Below are 15,518 nucleotides of genomic sequence, written 5' to 3'. Positions count from 1 at the left end.
TCGAGTCCGCCTCGCCTCGCACAGTCGCGGTCCGCTCACACGACCCGCACTGCGCCCAGCTCGGCTTCCTCTCCTTCCACAGGCCGAGCGCGCTCAGCGGCGACGAACACTTGTCCGCTGCACGGTCAGCGCTGCTTCCGCTGTTACTTTCCCGAGCACCGCTCGCGCTGTCAACCATGGCTTTCCCGCATCGTCTTGCGATGAAGACCCGGTCGGGCATTTGACGGGCGGACCGCCTGTGCCAGAATCGGCTTCGCGGACCGATGTCCGTTCAGCGGACACTGCTGTGAAAGCAAGAGGGGGGAGCCGGATGACAGACGACACCGCGCCCGAGCGGGGAGGCGGGCCGCTGTCCGGCGTGCTGGTGGCCGACTTCTCGCGGGTCCTGGCCGGGCCGTACGCCACGATGCTGCTGGCCGACATGGGCGCCGAGGTCGTCAAGGTCGAAGGGCCAAAGGGGGACGACACCCGCACCTGGATGCCGCCGGTGCGCGGCGAGGTGTCGACGTACTACCTGGGAGTCAACCGGGGCAAGCGGTCGATCGCGCTCGACCTGCGGGACTCCGGTGACGCGAAGGTGGCCCGGGAGCTGGCCCGCCGCGCCGACGTGCTGGTGGAGAACTTCAAGCCCGGCGGGCTCGCCAAGTACGGCCTCGACTACGCCTCGGTGAGCGCGGCCAACCCCGGCGTGGTGTACGCCTCGATCAGCGGGTTCGGCTCCGGCGCGGGCCGTGACGTGCCCGGCTACGACCTGATGGTGCAGGCCATGTCGGGGCTGATGAGCCTCACCGGCGACCCGGACGGGCCGGCGTACCGCGCGGGGATCTCGGTCTTCGACGTCATGGCGGGCAACCACGCCGCCATCGGCATCCTCGCCGCCCTGCGCCACCGCGACGCGACCGGGCAGGGCCAGCACGTCGAGGTCAACCTGCTGTCCTCGGCGCTGACCGGGCTGGTCAACCACAGCTCCGCGTACGTCGCCGGCGGCGTCGTCCCCTACCGCATGGGCAACGCCCACCCGAGCGTGTTCCCCTACGAGCCGCTGCCGACCGCCGACAACGACATCATCGTCGCGGCCGGCAACGACGGCCAGTTCCGCAGGCTGTGCGAGGTGCTCGGCATCCCGGAGATCGCCGACGACCCGCGCTTCGCGCGCAACGCCGACAGGACCGCGCGCCGCGAGGAGCTGCGGCCCATCCTGGTCGGACGGCTCGCCACGCGCGGCGCGCTCGAGTGGTTCGAGCTGCTGGTCGCGGCGGGGGTGCCGTGCGGGCCGATCAACACCATCGACGGCGGGTTCGCCATGGCCGAGCGCTTCGGGCTCGACCCGATCGTGGAGGTGGGCGAGGGCGACCGCGCGGTCCCGACCACCCGCCACCCGATCCGGTTCTCCGCGACCCCCGCCGCCTACCGGCTTCCGCCGCCCGAGCTGGACGAGCACGGGGACGAGCTGCGGAAATGGCTGACCCAGGAGGAGGACGACGATGTCTGACCGGCCGGAGATGATCGAGCGGCCGTCGTATCCCACCGCGTTGGGAGCGTCCTCGCTGAAGTCGATCACGCTGCTCGGCTGCGACCTCGCCGAGGACGTGATGGGGAAGGTCGGGTTCGGCGAGCTCGCGTTCTGGCTCGCCGCCCAGCGGCGGCCCACGCCGGGCGAGACCCGGGTGTTCGAGGCCGTGCTCGCCGCGCTGGCCGACCACGGGTTCACCCCGACCGCGATCGTCACCCGGCTGACGTACCTGTCGGCGCCCGACTCGATCCAGGGCGCGCTCGCGGCCGGGCTGCTCGGCGGCGGGTCGCGCTTCCTCGGCGTGACCGAGGACTGCGGGCGGTTCCTGCACGACGTGCTGACGGCGCACGAGGGGCCGCTGCCGTCCGACGACGCCGGCTGGGACGCCCTCGCCCTGGAGACCGTGCGGGCTCAGCGGCAGGCGCGGCGGTTCATCCCCGGCCTCGGCCACCACGTGCACAAGGAGGGCGACCCCCGCACGCCCCGGCTGCTGCAGATCGCCGCCGAGGAGAATCTGTCCGGGCCGCACCTGTCGCTGTTCGCCGCCATCGGCCGTGTGCATCCCGAGGTGCTGGGCAGGAAACTGCCGCTCAACGGCGCGGGTGTCTGCGGCGCCGCGCTGGCCGACCTCGGCCTGCCGCTGGAGCTGCTGCGCGGCTTCGCCCTGCTCGCCCGTACGGCAGGCCTGATCGGGCAGCTCGCCGAGGAGCTGCGCCGCCCGGTGGCGAACGAGATCTTCCTGTCGGTGGACCTCAACAACCGGTCCGTCGACCCTGAGCCCTACGCCCCTGACGCCACTGGAGGTTCGCATGGCTGAACTGGTCGCGGTGATCGCGTCCACCCATCATCCGTTCTACTACCGCGCCAGCACGGCCACGGGCGAGGACCGCCCGCCGTTCGCCGACGAGTGGGTGCGCAAGGTCGAGGCGTTCCGGGAGACGTTGACGAAGGCGCGGCCCGACGTGCTGGTCATGGTCGGCTCCGACCACTTCCACCAGCTCTGGCTCGACAACATGCCGCAGTTCCTCGTCGGCAAGGCGCCCTTCTACGATGCGAACTGGTACAACGAGGAACGCGAGTTCGGCCTGCCCCGGATGTTCTTCACCGGCCAGGAGGACCTGTCGGCGTACATCCTGCGGGAGGGCCTGGACGCGGGCTTCGACCTCGCCTTCTCCAACGAGCTGCGGATCGACCACTCCATCACGTGCCCGATCATCACGCTGCGCCCGCAGAACGACCTGCCGATCGTGCCGATCTACACCAACATCTTCGCCCCGCCGCTGCCGCGGCCGAAGCGGTTCGTGCAGCTCGGCCGTACGATCCGCGAGCTGGTGGAGTCGTGGCCGGCGGACAGGCGGGTGGCGGTGATCGGCACCGGGCACCTGTCGCTGGAGCTCGGCGGGCCGCGCCAGTTCGGCCCGCACGGGCCCGACCCCGAGTTCGACCGCAGGGCGGTCGAGTGGATCTCCTCCGGCGACATCGAGGGCTGCCTGTCGGAGGTCACCCTCGACAGCCTCCACCTGCCCGGCAACGCCACCCACGGCTTCATGGACTTCATGCTGATGATGGGCGTAGCCGGCGAAGGCGCCAAGGCCGACTACGTCGACACCTACGACCTGTTCCACACCATGGAGGCCTACTTCACCTGGTACCCCAACGGAGGCGCGGCGTGAGCAAGTATCTGCTGAACAAGTTCCTGTTCACCGTCGACCGCGATCCGGACCTGGTCGAGCGCTACCGCGAGGACCCCCGCGGCACGGTGGAGTGGTGGGAGGCCGAGCAGGCCAACCGGCTGCTGAGCTGCCACGGCGGGGAGGCGTCGACCTGGCTGCGCTTCGAGGACGCCGAGCGCGAGGCCCTGGCCGGCCACGACTACCCCACGTTGTTCGAGCTGGGCGCGCACCCGTTCCTCACGCTCACGCTGTTCATCGCGATGTTCGAGCGCGACCACGAGCCGATGGGCTTCCAGACCGAGTACGCCCGGCGGCTGGCCCACATGACGCTGCCGTACCCCGACATCGCGACGTGATCGGACCTGCCCGCCGCCCGAGGCGGGCCGGGCGGCGAGGCGCCGGGCACGTCGTGCGGGGCGGGCCCGGCGGCTCTCGCCGATGAGGATGCCTGAGTGAAAGGTGGAACATGCGGGCGGCACAGATCGTGGAACCCGGCAGGCCGCCGGTGGTGGGCGACCTGCCCGTGCCTCTCGCCGGGCCCGGCGAGAGGCTGGTCGAGGTCGCCGCCGCGCCCGTCACGCCGCTCGACCTGCTGTGCGCGACCGGCACGTCCTACTTCGGCAGGCCGCGCACGCCGTACGTGCCGGGGGTGCAGGGGGCCGGCGTCGCGGACGGGCGGCCGGTGTGGTTCGCGACCTCGGCCGGAATGGCGCCGGGCGACGGCAGCATGGCGCAGGCGGCGGCCGTGCCCGCGCGCGACCTCGTCGAGCTGCCCGCGGCGGCCGACCCGGTCGCGGTGGCCGCGCTCGGGCTCTCGGCCGTCGCCGCGCACATGGCGCTGACCTGGCGCGGTGAGCTCACCCCCGGTGAGCAGGTGGTGGTGCTCGGTGCGGGCGGCGTCGTGGGGCAGGCCGCCGTGCAGATCGCACGCATCGCCGGCGCCCGCAGGGTCGTCGCGGGCGCCCGCTCCCCCGCCGCCCGTGAACGCGCCCGGCGGGCGGGCGCGGACGCCGTGGTGGCGCTCGACACCGGCGACGTCGCCACGCTGGCCGCCCGCTTCGCCGAGGCCTGCGACGGACCCGCCGACCTGGTGCTCGACCCGCTCTTCGGCCCGGCGGCGGCCGCCGCGGCCCGTGCCCTGCGGCAGGCGGGCCGGTGGGTCAACCTGGGCTCCTCGGCGGACGAGACCTGCCCGATCGACTCCGCCACGCTGCGCAGCAGGTCGCTGCGGCTGCTGGGATACACCAACAACGAGCTGACCTCCGAGCAGCGGGCCGCCTCGATCGTCTTCGTCGCCGAGCAGGCGGCGCTCGGGCGGCTGGCCGTCGCCTGCGAGAGGGTCCCGCTGGAGGAGGCCGGCGCCGCCTGGCGGCGTCAGGCGGCCGGTACCGCCTCCGGCAGGATCGTCCTGATCCCCGGGGCGGTCTGCCGGACCTAGGAGGCCGTCACCTGCGGGACCGACTCGTAGAGCGCCCAGTCGGCGCTGATCGCGCCGGCGGTCGTCAGCAGCAGCGGAAGATACTCCTCGGTCAGCTTCTCCAGCGAGGTCTCGGCCGCGTGGCTGTTGACGTTCACGGCCGCGATGACGTTGCCGGAGCCGTCGCGCAGCGGCGCTGCCACCGACCGGATCCCGAGGGCGAGCTGCTCGTCGGTCAGCGCCCAGCCCTTCGCCCGCACCTCGCGCAGCAGGGCGTCGCGTTCCTGCCGATCGGGCCGCCAGCGCGGCTCGATGCCCGACCGGCTCGGCTCGGCCAGCACTCGCTCCAGCTCGGCCGGAGGCAGCGCGGCCAGCAGCACCTTGCCCAGGGACGTCTGCATCGCGGGGAAGCGCGTCCCGATCTGCACCGAGAGGGTGACGATCTTCGGCACCGCCACGCGGGCGACGTACACGATGTCGGACCCGTCGAGCTGGGCGATGGACGACGACTCGTGCGTCTGGGCGACCAGCCGTTCCAGGTGCGGCCGGGCCACCTCCCACAGGCCCGTCGAGCGGACGTAGGAGACGCCGAGTTCGAGCACCCGCGGGGTCAGGGCGAAGCCGCCCTGCGCCGCGCGGGCGTACCCCAGCTCCTGCAGCGTGAGCAGGATGCGCCGGGCGGTGGGACGGGCCAGGCCGGTCGCCGCCGCCACCTCCGTCAGGGACATCACCGGACGCCCCGGCTGGAACGCCCTGATGACATCGAGGCCGCGCGCCAGCGCCTCGATGAAGTCAGGTCCGGTGTCGCCTCGTGCCATGAACGCCTCTTCCGCTCGAACTCGCCGAGTCAACTTTAGACCCTGTTCGCGGTTCGCTGTCCGCCTGACGGCGGTCCGCGCGGACCGGGATGCCCAGCGTCACATCACCGTAACGTCGCGCCCGATGGTTACACGTACCCGGCATGACCGCCCAGCGGACCTCTGTCCGCTCTAACGGCGCGACGGCGGCACCATGACAGGGGGGGGGGAAAGTGTGTCCGGCGGCCATGTCGGGAGGGTGGCGGGAGTCCTAGCGTGCGCGGAAAGGATCGGTGCGCCAGGTCATCCGAGGAGCCCCCATGGTCACGTCCTTCACCGTCCGGCCGCCGCGAGCGGTCCTCGCCCTCGCGACCCTCCTGCTCGTCCTGGCCGGCCTGCTCGGCACGGCCCTGATCACCCCGCCCGCGCGGGCCGCCTCGCTGACGCAGGTCGGCGCGTTCGGGTCCAACCCCGGCAACCTGGCGATGTACGCCTACCGCCCGGACGGCCTGCCCGGCGGCCGGCCGCTCGTGGTGCTCCTGCACGGCTGCACGCAGAACGCGAGCGGCTACTTCGCCGATTCGGGATGGCGCAAGTACGCCGACCAGTGGGGCTTCGCCCTGGTGCTGCCGCAGACCTCCAGCGCCAACAACTCGTCGAGTTGCTTCAACTGGTTCCAGACCGGCGACACCACGAGGGGGCAGGGCGAGGCCGCGTCCATCCGCGCCATGGTGGCGTACGCGGTCGCGAACTACGGGACCGACCCCTCACGGGTCTACGTGTCCGGATTGTCGGCGGGCGGGGCGATGTCCGCCGTCATGCTCGCGACCTACCCGGACGTCTTCGCCGCCGGCTCGATCGCGGCCGGCCTGGCCTACCGCTGCGCGAGCAGCCTGACCGAGGCGTCCGGCTGCCAGTACGGCCCGACGAGCAAGACTCCGCAGCAGTGGGGTGACCTGGTGCGGAACGCCTATCCCGGCTACACGGGGCCGTACCCGCGGGTGGCCGTCTGGCAGGGCCAGTCGGACTACACGGTCGTCCCCGCCAACGGCGCCCAGGTGCGCGACCAGTGGACGAACGTGCGGGGCGTCTCCACGACTCCCACGTCCACCCGGTCGCTCACCGGCGGCACCACGCTCAAGGTGTACGGCGACGACGACGTGCGCCTCTACGAGATCAGCGGCATGGGCCACGGTCTGCCGGTCGATCCGGGCGGCGCCGCCGACCAGTGCGGGGCCACCGCGGCGTACTTCCTCGACACGATCTGCTCGGCCTACCACGACGCCCGTTTCTTCGGCCTCGACGGCGGCGCCCAGCCCAGCCCCAGCCCCAGCGCCACGCCCACCGTCAGCCCCAGCCCGTCACCCAGCCCGTCACCCAGCCCCTCACCCATCGCCACGCCGCCGGGCACGTGCGTGCGGGCCAGTAACTACGCCCACACCACCGCCGGGCGGGCGTACCAATCCGGCGGCTACACCTACGCCAAGGGGTCGAACGACGCGATGGGACTGTGGAACACCTTCACCACGCACGCGCTGCGCCAGACCGGCCCGGACTACTGGGTGCTCGCCGACGGCCAGTGCTGATCCGCCGCGCCCTGCCGGGGCGTGCCGCGCCCTGCCCGTCCGGGCGGGGCGCGGCGCGCAGGTCACGCGCTCCCGGCCGGCAGAGGCTCGCCCGTCTCCAGCAGGGTCTTGAGCGCGGACAGCACCTGGGGCCAGCCCTGGCCGACCATCTCCCGCAGGGTGCCGCCGGGATCGAAGCCGTCGTGGACGACTGTCAGCTTGACCGTCTCCCCCACCGGCTCGATCTCGAACGTCACCCGTGACCTGCGCTCCGCCTTCAGCCTGGCGAGCACGTCCTCCCCCAGGCCGACCGCCTCGGCCCACTCCGGCGTGAAGGAGTGCCAGGTGTACGACAGACGGCGGCCGGGCTCGGATTCGACGACGACCTGCTCGGGATCGGCGATCGCCACACCGCCCTGATGCCAGGTCATCGGCGCCCCCGCCCGCCAGTCGGTGTCGAAGGACAGGCCCCAGTAGCGCCGGGTGAAGCCGGGGTCGGTCAGGGCCTGCCACAGCCGCTCGGGCGTGGTCCTGATGTAGGTGGTGTAGACGAACTCGGGGTTGCCCATCGGTTCCTGCTCCAATGCGTTCTTGAGATCGGCAAGAGCACGGGCCCGCTCGCGGTCGAACCTGCTCATCCAGCGGTCCGCGATGGCGTTGATGGGCACGGCGTTGAGGTAGTGCAGTTTCTCCCGGCCGCGCCACACCGTGGTCACGAGGTTCGCCGCCTCCAACACCGCCAGGTGCTTGCTGACCGACTGCCGCGCCATGTCCAGCCCCGCGCACAGTTCACGCAACGTCTGGCCGTTGCGGGCGTTCAGGCTGTCCAGCAACCGGCGGCGGCTGGCGTCGGCCAGCGCCTTGAACACCTCGTCCATCTTCCCCATCCCGAACATGCAGCCGTTTGGCTGCATGAACGATACGCAGCCGCAAGGCTGCATGTCAACGTCTCCCCGCAAGGCTGCCCACCGGGTCCAGACGCGGCACGACTACGCCGGGGCGACGGTCTCGGGCCGCGTGAGCTCGGGGAGCGCGGCGTTCGCCATCCGCGGCTCGACCTACGGCGACAACTACCGGTTCCGGATCACGTTCAGCCGACGGGAACGTTCCGCGGGGCGGGGTACGACAAGCCAGAGGCGCGCATTCCGTGCCCGCATTCCAGGGGCTCGCGCTCGCCCCCCTTCAGACGTACGGAGGTGTCGGCCGATGAAGGGACGTGTTCTACCGGTGGCCCTGCTGACGGGCGGCCTGCTGGTCGGCGTGGGCGGCGCGTACGGCTCCGCCGCATCGGCCGGGACGCCTTCTCCGCCCGCCGCGCTCACCGCGCCTGCCGCCACGACGCCGGCCGCCGACCACAACGACCAGGACGTCATGTTCGCCCGGATGATGATCCCGCATCATCGTCAGGCGGTGGAGATGGGGAGGCTGGCCGAGGGCCGCGCGGCGGACGCCCGGGTCGCGCGGCTGGCCCGGCGGATCGAGGCCGCGCAGGCTCCCGAGATCCGGACCATGAGCGGCTGGCTCAGGGCCTGGGGTGAGCAGGTGCCCGGCGAGAGCCCGGCGCCGGCGCACCACGCCATGCCGGGAATGATGTCCCCCGAGGACATGCGGCGTCTCGAAGGGCTGTCCGGACGGGCCTTCGACCGGGCCTTCCTCACGATGATGATCCGGCACCACGAGGGCGCCGTCGCCATGGCCCGCGACGAACTGCGCAGCGGAATCTACGCGCCTGCCCGGCGGATGGCGGCGTCCATCGTCTTCAGCCAGTCCGCCGAGATCAAGGAGATGAAGAGCCTGCTGGGTTAGCGCGCCGCGACGGCCCGCGTCGACGACGTGCCCCTATGGTCCGCCGCCACGGGAAGGCGGACCGGTGGGAGGCCGGCGGTGGGAGGTCACCCGCGCTTGCGGTGCCGCCCGCCGGACGTCGCCGCCGCGGCCTTGAACCGGAGCCCGGTCACGGCGGTGGAGACCACCGCGAACAGCAGGCCCGCCGGCAGGACGGCGTCGCCGGGCGACCACACGACGTCGAGGGACTTCCCCTGCGTGGCCGCCATGTTCCTGGTCGCGGGCGCCGCGGCACCCTGGACGCTCGCCTTCACGGCCGCCACGGGCTGGATCGTCACCGGCGCCTTCTGCGCCCCCTTGACCTTGCGCGGCAGGCCGTACCCGACGATCTTGCTCGTGTCGCGCACCTTGCGCTTCAGCCACACGCCGTCGACGTTGCCCTCGATGGTGTGGACCTTGCCGCCGACGACCTTCTCGACGATGCCGACGTGGTCGATGTCGTGGATCTTCTTGGACCCCGACCAGTCGAAGAAGACCACGGCGCCCGGCTCGGGCTTGTCGCTCCAGGCGTGGTTCTTCTTGAACCACTTGGCGTGCCGTGTGGTCAGCGCGAACTCGCCGACATGGTCCTGCACCCCGGCCCGGTCCGCCGCCCAGGAGACGAACATGTCGCACCAGGGGGCGGTCTTGAAGTCGGGGTCCTTGGCGACGTTGTCGGCGTACCACTCGCCGAACTTCGTGTGTTTCCCGGCTCGCTCGCGGTAGCCCAGTTCCGGGCGGACGGCGTCGAGCAGCTCTCGGGCGATCGGATCGGTGGAAATCGGAGGCTCCTATGGCGCGCTTCGAGACATGACGAATCGAGACATGACGAACCGGCCCGCGGGGCGTGACGGCATGACGGCATGACCGTCCGAGGACACGGCCGCGGCGGGGCGGAATCAGAAACGGGAGATGTGGCAGCCCGTCACGGGCGCGCCATCACCCCGGAAGCCTGGAGACGTTCCAGGGCAGGCATGTGGTCCGGCGATGCGACGCGGACCGGGTGGGCAGGTGGAGCCGACACTCCACGCGCTCTCCTCTCCTTGGCCGCCTACCGGGTTAGCTGACGGGTTCGGGCCAGGAGTAGCCCTACCGGATGGTCCGGATTCACCCCAAGAGACGTGGGTCCCCGGTTCCCGGGATCGATGACTTCCGGGATTCGGCGGTCGCCGGTCGTCCTCGGGTTGAGGACCGCTCACCGGCGAGACACGGGAAGCTTAGTAGATAACAAGTAAGACACGACCAAAAAGGCGGCAAACGGCACGATTCTGGCCCCCACCGTTCCGCGCTTCCGCAGGTCCTCACGGTCGCGGACTGTCCGCGGTGAGATGCGCCACACAGCGCCCCGTACGGCACGAGCGCCCGCCCGGCGCAGTCATCGGTCCGCTGCCGGACGGCGGGATTACTTAGCCAAACTAACTACTAGGGTGGCTCCCGGCACCGCTTCTCACGGGCAGCGCTGTGATCAGAGGGGAAAGGGGATCTCGATGACGGACGCGATGTGGGCGGGTACGGTCGCCGTGACCGGGCACGAAGGCGCCGAGCTCGAAGCGTACGCGGCCCGGCCGCTCGGCTCCGGCTCCCACGGCGGGGTCGTGGTGATCCACCACCTGCCCGGCTATGACGAGGCCACCAAGGAGATCGTCCGCAGGTTCGCCGCGCACGGCTATGCGGCGATCTGCCCCAACCTGTACTCCCGGGAGGGCACCGGCGTCAGCCCGGACGACCAGGCCGCCGCGGCCCGGGCCAAGGGCGGCGTCCCGGACGAGCAACTCGTCGGCGACGTCGCCGGCGCCGCGGCCTACCTGAAAGGCCTGGAGCACGCCAACGGCAGGATCGGTGTCATCGGCTACTGCTCCGGTGGGCGGCAGACGTTCCTGGCCGCCTGCTCGCTCCGGATCGACGCGGCCGTCGACTGCTACGGGGCCTTCGTGGTCACCGCGCCGCCCGCCGAATTCCCGCTCGACGCCGAACCGCTGATCTCCCGGGCGGCCGATCTGTCCTGCCCGCTCCTCGGGCTCTTCGGGGCGGACGACAGGTACCCCTCACCGGACGAGGTGGACGTGCTCTCCGCCGAGCTGGACAGACTCGGCAAGGACCACGAGTTCCACGTGTTCCCCGGCGCCGGCCACGGGTTTTTCTCCGTGGACCGCCCGGCGTACCGGCCCGCCGCCGCGGTGGAGGGCTGGAAGAAGGTCTTCGGTTTCTTCGGCCGCCACCTCGCCGCCTGAGGAGGACAGGAATGTGCACCTATCTCACCGAGAAGATCCGGATCGACGGCGCCGCCAAGGGGGCGTCGGGCTGGTTCACGGTCACCGACGGCATGGTCTACCTCGACCATCCCTACCACGCGTGCCAGGAGCACACGGTGAACATCGACCTCACCAACCCGGCCGAGGGCCCGTCGGCCCGGGTCGCGATCGAGCTCACCGAGGAGGCGGCGCTCGCCCTGGTGGAGGCCATCCACAAGGCCCTGGCCGCGGCGCCGCCCGGGCTCGCGTCGGCCGCCCGCCGGCCGGCCTCCGTCTGATCCCGCCCCCGCCCGCCCCCCGGGGGTGAGCGGGCAGGCTGAACGGACGGGTCCCGCCGGCCGGCGACCGGCGGGACCCGCGCGCGTCAGTCGTCGAGCGACATGTACAGGCGGGTGCCGCCCGGCCGGAAGCCAACGCGTTCGTAGACCCGGCGCGATCCCTCGCCGCCGTACTCCAGCCACACCGACCGTGCTCCCCTGGCGAGCATCGCCTCGGCGAGCGTGGCGGTGACCGCGGCGGCGATGCCCCGCCCGCGGAACTCGGGGCGGGTGCCGACCCCGGCGAGCTCCGACGTCTCCACGGCCGGGGCGGAGCACAGGGCCGCTCCGGCGCAGCCGCCACCGGGCGCCCGGACGAACCGGACCGCGCCGCCGCTCTCCTCCGTACGGCGCAGCCGGGCCGCGCCCTCCGGCGACGAGGGGAACTCGCCGCCGAACGCCTCGGACAGGGCGGCGTCGATCGCCGCGTAGTCCTCGTCGGTGGACGGCGTCTCCACCGCGAGAGCGGCCCGCGGCATCCTCAGCGTGGCCGGGACACAGACGAGGTAGTCGTGCACCGCCTCGACGGTGAACCCGGCCTCGCGCAGCGCGGGCTCCACGGCGGGCGCGGCGTCCGGGGCGAACTCGAGACGGGGCTTGAGCCCGCGCTCGCGGAACGCCCCGATCAGCGCCGCGACGTCCCGCCCGCCCGGCCGGGCGCCGGGCAGGGGTGTCGCGTAGTTGACGTACGGGCTGGTGGTGCCGGGCTCCACGCCGAGGACGAAGCCCCCGATCTCGACGACTTCGGGACGGCGGCGAAGGTTGGCCACGGCGAAACTCTGGACATCGATGCCCACGGTGATATCGACCTCACGGATTCGAGGAAAGTCGAAAGCGACGCGATCAGCGCCGCTCCGACTTGAAACTTCAAAAAAATGCCGCGCATCGCCGCTGCGGTCACGACGGCGCACCCGGCCCCCTGCTCCACGGGCTGAAGGCGTTGTCAAGCCCGCGCAGCGCCGGTCGCAACGCGGGGAAGTGGCGCAGCAGGACCGTCTTCATCGTGTTGTCGTCGATCCAGTCCATCCCGGCCTTGGTGTAGACGTCCGGCCGGTAGTCCTCGCTGAGGAACCGATCGGCGTTCAACCGCCGAGAGGCCATCAGCAGGAAGATCCGGAACGCGGTGTCGCTGAAGGCGAACCCCCTGGGCCGTTTCTCGGCGTACATGCCGACCATGAGATCGACCTGCTCGATGTCGCCCCCGTACACCTCCTCGATCAGCCGTGCGGTGCGACGATCGTCGGTCAGGGCGCGGAAGTCGCGGGCCGGCGCCAGGCGCAGCGCACGCCGGAACTCGTTGTACCGGGGCACCCCGAGCTCCCGGGTGCGCAGGATGTCGGTGGCGGCGAGGTCCTGCAGGATGCCGTCCGGCCGCCGGAACTCCTGCAGGAACCGCGGGAAGTTGTGCAGGGTCACCAGCCCCGGATGGATGGTCCCGAAGGAGTAGAGCAGGTCGGTCATGCCGTGCCGGCGGGCCACGTCGAGCGCCTGCGGCCCGGCGATGTCGCGGAGCGTCAGCGCCCCCAGCGGCCGTCCGTCGTCGGCCGCCCGCACCGGATAGTGATCGGGCACCAGCGGATGCATCCGGTACACCGCCACGAACTCCTCGGTCAGCGAGAACGGCACGCCGTCCAGCCGGGTCGCCGATCCCGGGATGCCGCTGATGATCGCGCTGCGGCTGATCCGGCCGAACAGCCGATGCACGCGCTCCCCGGCCAGTCCCCACCAGTTGGCCCGCATCCCCGTCACGGTGGTGGGGTGGTTGATGACCGCCGGCGTCCACTCCACCGTGTGGATCTTGGCGATCAGGGCCGCGTTGACCAGCCGCGCGCGCTGGAAGAGGTCCTCGTCCGTCCAGGTGGGGTGTTCGGCGCGCAGGCGGTCGCAGATCGCGTTGTGCTCGTGGGCGAACAGCGTCCCCATCATCAGCAGGCCCAGCCAGAACCCCGGCACCCGGGCCGGGTCGCGCTCCGGGTCGAGGGGCCAGGCCGGCAGGCCGTACTCGGTCAGCCGCAGCTTGCCGTCCCGCCCGGTGCGCACGAACTGCCGCAGGTCGACGGAGGAGCCGTAGATCTGGGACCCGTCCCACCAGTGGGTCTCGGTGTTCACCCAGGTCGGCGGCCGGGACCCGGGCGGCATGGTGGGGTCCGGCCTGGTCCGGGCGATGGTCATCGCCGGGTTCGGCCACGGGTCGTCGGGGCTCAACCGGATCTCCCACGGGTCCTCCGCGGGGCTGCGACCGTGGCTGAACCAGTCCCGGAGCATGAACTGCAGCCACGCGGCGACCAGGGCGTTCACCGAGGTCGCGGGGATCAGCTCGGTCCGGGTCAGCAGCCGCCGGCTGACCTCGCGGGGGCTGGGCGTCATGATCCGCGGGGGAACCTCCGGGAATGTCCGGTCCAGCGGCACGTTGCGCCCGAACCGCGACTGAGCCATGCCCGCACGGGGCTCGCGCAGGTCGTTGTACGTTCCGTCGGCGGTCCTGGTCGTCCGGAACGCGGGAGCGTACGGAGGCACCGGCGGCTGATCGACGGCCGGCAGGGTGTTGCTGTCGTAGAGGTTCTCGCGCCGCAGCACGTTGCGCAGGCCGGCGAGCACCGCCAGCCCGAGCGGCTTCGGCAGCCGGTGCCAGCCGACCGTACGGTCGAGGAACAGGGAGAGACCCTCGTGCAGCCGGCCGAGCCGAGATCGGGCACGCCCGCGCGGCGGACCGGGCCGGGCCCGCTGCGGAGCCGGGGCGGGGCGTACGTGTGCCTGTCCTGCTGTCCTGGTCATGGCGATCCCTTCCACGGACGTTCATGGCACCGGGACAGGTAGTCCAGGGCCCGGATGCCGGGGAGGAAGAAGTAGGCGCCGCCCCGGACGCGGACGAACCGGGAGAGGCCGACATGACGTTCGCGCACCGGACGGGCCTGGACGACGAAGGCGGAGCCGGACCGGCGCGGGCCGACGAGCGGGTCGGGAGAGTCGGACAGCCCGTTGAAGGCCGGATCGTTCAGCCAGGTGTGCTGGACGAACTCGTACTGCCGGGCCAGGTTGCCGGTCAGGCACATGAAGAACAGCCCGGCCGTGCCGTCGGATCCGTAGGAACGTCCCCGGCGCAGCAGCCGGTGCCGGTCGTTGACCTCCAGCGACTTGGCCGTGCCGGGTTCGGGGTCGAGCGAGTCGCGCGGGTTGGCCCGCCGGATGTGCGCACCGATCGGGCAGGAGACCCCGTGCGGGTCGGTGTGGTGGTAGCCGAAGGCGTTGTCGTAGGCCAGCGCCGGATCGTCGCCGCCCGGTGTCTTGACCAGCGGCGCCCCGCTCGGCCACCGGCCCACCATCCGGGCCGCCAGCGCGGCAGCGCCCTGCGGCCCGGCGGCGCGGTCCAGGTAGTCGCGGAACGCGGCGACGTCCTGTTCCAGCTGGCGGATCACCAGGTAGCTGCCGTCGCGGCCCAGATCGGGCGACAGATCGGGCGACGGGCCGGGCAGCCCGGAGCCGGGCGCCTTGGGCAGCAGCCCGTCCGGATCGGCGGTCGCCGGCAGCAGCGGCCTGTCGGTGAGCCTGCCGTAGGCGTTCGGGTAGCCGAGGACGAACTCGCCCGTCGGCACCGTCCGTTCGGCGTCCGCGGCCTTGGACAGCCCTTCGACGATCGGCTGGGAGATGCCGTCGCGGAACCCGAACGCCTCGGTTCCGGCGGACGGGAGGGTGCGCATCTCGGCGAGGACGCCGAAACCGCCGTCGTCCAGCGTCCGCCGCAACCGGTCCTGCTCGTCCGTCAGCAGACCTTCGTCGCCCGCGTACAGCAGGAACACGCCGTCGCAGCGAGGCGTCCCGGGGCCGCCCCACCGCCACCAGCGCGGATCGTCCTCGCCCGTGTCACCCAGGAACCGGCTCCGGTGCGGGGCGGTCATGCCCTCGGTGAACTCCGCGGAGAACCCGGCCAGGGCGGGCTCGGGCAGCCCCAGCCGGAGCAGCCCCGACGCGGTCAGCGCCACGTGCAGGGCGACGCCTCCGGTGAACGGCCCGGCCGTGGTGACCCGGGGGAGCAGTGTCCGCAGCGCCGCCCCGGCGGCGGCCGCGTCGTCGACGGTGACGAGGGTGAGGCACCCGGCGGGCAGCTCCCGGTAGCCGCGGGCCACCAGGCCCTGGACGTCGTCGAGACTCATGCTCACGGT

Annotated in this window: 15 protein-coding genes and 1 riboswitch; of the genes, 9 read left to right on the top strand and 6 right to left on the bottom strand. The window is 72.1% G+C overall.

Features of this window, described 5'->3' with window-relative positions; translation table 11 throughout:
• Positions 1 to 310 precede the first annotated feature (310 nt).
• From ABZ860_RS13365 to ABZ860_RS13345, 5 genes are all read left to right on the top strand, one after another.
• Positions 311 to 1,492 carry a CoA transferase gene (locus ABZ860_RS13365; protein WP_357219365.1) on the top strand — a complete coding sequence of 394 codons (1,182 nt, stop codon included), beginning with the start codon at positions 311 to 313 and terminating at the stop codon, positions 1,490 to 1,492.
• Positions 1,485 to 2,330 (top strand): citryl-CoA lyase, encoded by an 846-nt coding sequence (locus ABZ860_RS13360; protein WP_357219362.1) that lies wholly within the window; start codon positions 1,485 to 1,487, stop codon positions 2,328 to 2,330. Before ABZ860_RS13365 ends, ABZ860_RS13360 begins: the two co-directional genes overlap by 8 nt.
• Positions 2,323 to 3,186 carry an extradiol ring-cleavage dioxygenase gene (locus ABZ860_RS13355; protein ID WP_357219359.1) on the top strand — a complete coding sequence of 288 codons (864 nt, stop codon included), beginning with the start codon at positions 2,323 to 2,325 and terminating at the stop codon, positions 3,184 to 3,186. The genes ABZ860_RS13360 and ABZ860_RS13355 overlap by 8 nt, the downstream gene beginning before the upstream one ends.
• A complete protein-coding gene (locus ABZ860_RS13350) occupies positions 3,183 to 3,542 on the top strand; it encodes a hypothetical protein (protein ID WP_357219356.1) in 360 nt (119 codons plus the stop codon). Before ABZ860_RS13355 ends, ABZ860_RS13350 begins: the two co-directional genes overlap by 4 nt.
• Positions 3,543 to 3,652: 110 nt before the next feature.
• On the top strand, positions 3,653 to 4,624 hold the full coding sequence (locus ABZ860_RS13345; protein ID WP_357219353.1) for a zinc-binding dehydrogenase: 972 nt from the start codon (positions 3,653 to 3,655) through the stop codon (positions 4,622 to 4,624).
• On the opposite strand, the gene ABZ860_RS13340 is transcribed toward ABZ860_RS13345, so the two are convergent.
• Positions 4,621 to 5,421 (bottom strand): IclR family transcriptional regulator C-terminal domain-containing protein, encoded by an 801-nt coding sequence (locus ABZ860_RS13340; protein ID WP_357219350.1) that lies wholly within the window; start codon positions 5,419 to 5,421, stop codon positions 4,621 to 4,623. The two genes, ABZ860_RS13345 and ABZ860_RS13340, sit on opposite strands and share 4 nt — an antisense overlap.
• Before the next feature lie 299 nt (positions 5,422 to 5,720).
• Here ABZ860_RS13340 and ABZ860_RS13335 point away from each other — a divergent pair, with 299 nt between their 5' ends.
• Positions 5,721 to 6,986: a PHB depolymerase family esterase gene (locus tag ABZ860_RS13335; protein WP_357219347.1), complete on the top strand. Its 1,266-nt coding sequence runs from the start codon at positions 5,721 to 5,723 to the stop codon at positions 6,984 to 6,986.
• 62 nt (positions 6,987 to 7,048) lie between these two features.
• Here the strand turns inward: ABZ860_RS13335 and ABZ860_RS13330 are convergent, their stop codons facing one another.
• Entirely contained in the window at positions 7,049 to 7,843 is a 795-nt protein-coding gene (locus ABZ860_RS13330) for an SRPBCC domain-containing protein (RefSeq protein ID WP_357219344.1), read from the bottom strand.
• Positions 7,844 to 8,171: 328 nt separating this feature from the next.
• Here ABZ860_RS13330 and ABZ860_RS13325 point away from each other — a divergent pair, with 328 nt between their 5' ends.
• The gene (locus tag ABZ860_RS13325; RefSeq protein ID WP_357219341.1) at positions 8,172 to 8,771 is read left to right on the top strand and encodes a DUF305 domain-containing protein; all 600 of its coding nucleotides are present in this window, start codon (positions 8,172 to 8,174) and stop codon (positions 8,769 to 8,771) included.
• An 86-nt stretch (positions 8,772 to 8,857) separates the two neighbouring features.
• Here ABZ860_RS13325 and ABZ860_RS13320 read toward each other — a convergent pair whose 3' ends face one another.
• Positions 8,858 to 9,520 (bottom strand): CHAP domain-containing protein, encoded by a 663-nt coding sequence (locus tag ABZ860_RS13320; RefSeq protein WP_357219671.1) that lies wholly within the window; start codon positions 9,518 to 9,520, stop codon positions 8,858 to 8,860.
• 301 nt (positions 9,521 to 9,821) lie between these two features.
• Positions 9,822 to 9,964, bottom strand: a riboswitch (cyclic di-AMP (ydaO/yuaA leader).
• Positions 9,965 to 10,276: 312 nt separating this feature from the next.
• Between ABZ860_RS13320 and ABZ860_RS13315 the strand changes: the two genes are divergently transcribed.
• The gene (locus tag ABZ860_RS13315) at positions 10,277 to 11,020 is read left to right on the top strand and encodes a dienelactone hydrolase family protein (protein ID WP_357219338.1); all 744 of its coding nucleotides are present in this window, start codon (positions 10,277 to 10,279) and stop codon (positions 11,018 to 11,020) included.
• An 11-nt stretch (positions 11,021 to 11,031) separates the two neighbouring features.
• A complete protein-coding gene (locus ABZ860_RS13310) occupies positions 11,032 to 11,319 on the top strand; it encodes a DUF6295 family protein (protein ID WP_357219335.1) in 288 nt (95 codons plus the stop codon).
• Between the two features lie 86 nt (positions 11,320 to 11,405).
• Here the strand turns inward: ABZ860_RS13310 and ABZ860_RS13305 are convergent, their stop codons facing one another.
• The 3 genes from ABZ860_RS13305 to ABZ860_RS13295 form a co-directional block, all read right to left on the bottom strand.
• A complete protein-coding gene (locus ABZ860_RS13305; RefSeq protein WP_357219332.1) occupies positions 11,406 to 12,128 on the bottom strand; it encodes a GNAT family N-acetyltransferase in 723 nt (240 codons plus the stop codon).
• Positions 12,129 to 12,255: 127 nt separating this feature from the next.
• Complete coding sequence (locus ABZ860_RS13300; RefSeq protein WP_357219329.1) at positions 12,256 to 14,133, bottom strand: peroxidase family protein; 1,878 nt, start codon at positions 14,131 to 14,133, stop codon at positions 12,256 to 12,258.
• Positions 14,130 to 15,515 carry a hypothetical protein gene (locus ABZ860_RS13295; protein ID WP_357219326.1) on the bottom strand — a complete coding sequence of 462 codons (1,386 nt, stop codon included), beginning with the start codon at positions 15,513 to 15,515 and terminating at the stop codon, positions 14,130 to 14,132. Before ABZ860_RS13295 ends, ABZ860_RS13300 begins: the two co-directional genes overlap by 4 nt.
• Positions 15,516 to 15,518 lie beyond the last annotated feature (3 nt).

Source organism: Microbispora sp. NPDC046973, assembly GCF_040644495.1.
Lineage (GTDB): Bacteria > Actinomycetota > Actinomycetes > Streptosporangiales > Streptosporangiaceae > Microbispora.
This window is presented reverse-complemented; position numbering and strand designations above follow the sequence as displayed.

Excerpts from the sequence above, each read along its gene's own strand:
- ABZ860_RS13300 (WP_357219329.1), bottom strand. The coding sequence starts at position 14,133 with ATGACCAGGACAGCAGGACAGGCACACGTACGCCCCGCCCCGGCTCCG.
- ABZ860_RS13330 (WP_357219344.1), bottom strand. The coding sequence starts at position 7,843 with ATGGACGAGGTGTTCAAGGCGCTGGCCGACGCCAGCCGCCGCCGGTTG.
- ABZ860_RS13340 (WP_357219350.1), bottom strand. The coding sequence starts at position 5,421 with ATGGCACGAGGCGACACCGGACCTGACTTCATCGAGGCGCTGGCGCGC.
- ABZ860_RS13315 (WP_357219338.1), top strand. The coding sequence starts at position 10,277 with ATGACGGACGCGATGTGGGCGGGTACGGTCGCCGTGACCGGGCACGAA.
- ABZ860_RS13355 (WP_357219359.1), top strand. The coding sequence starts at position 2,323 with ATGGCTGAACTGGTCGCGGTGATCGCGTCCACCCATCATCCGTTCTAC.
- ABZ860_RS13325 (WP_357219341.1), top strand. The coding sequence starts at position 8,172 with ATGAAGGGACGTGTTCTACCGGTGGCCCTGCTGACGGGCGGCCTGCTG.
- ABZ860_RS13335 (WP_357219347.1), top strand. The coding sequence starts at position 5,721 with ATGGTCACGTCCTTCACCGTCCGGCCGCCGCGAGCGGTCCTCGCCCTC.
- ABZ860_RS13360 (WP_357219362.1), top strand. The coding sequence starts at position 1,485 with ATGTCTGACCGGCCGGAGATGATCGAGCGGCCGTCGTATCCCACCGCG.
- ABZ860_RS13345 (WP_357219353.1), top strand. The coding sequence starts at position 3,653 with ATGCGGGCGGCACAGATCGTGGAACCCGGCAGGCCGCCGGTGGTGGGC.
- ABZ860_RS13365 (WP_357219365.1), top strand. The coding sequence starts at position 311 with ATGACAGACGACACCGCGCCCGAGCGGGGAGGCGGGCCGCTGTCCGGC.
- ABZ860_RS13310 (WP_357219335.1), top strand. The coding sequence starts at position 11,032 with ATGTGCACCTATCTCACCGAGAAGATCCGGATCGACGGCGCCGCCAAG.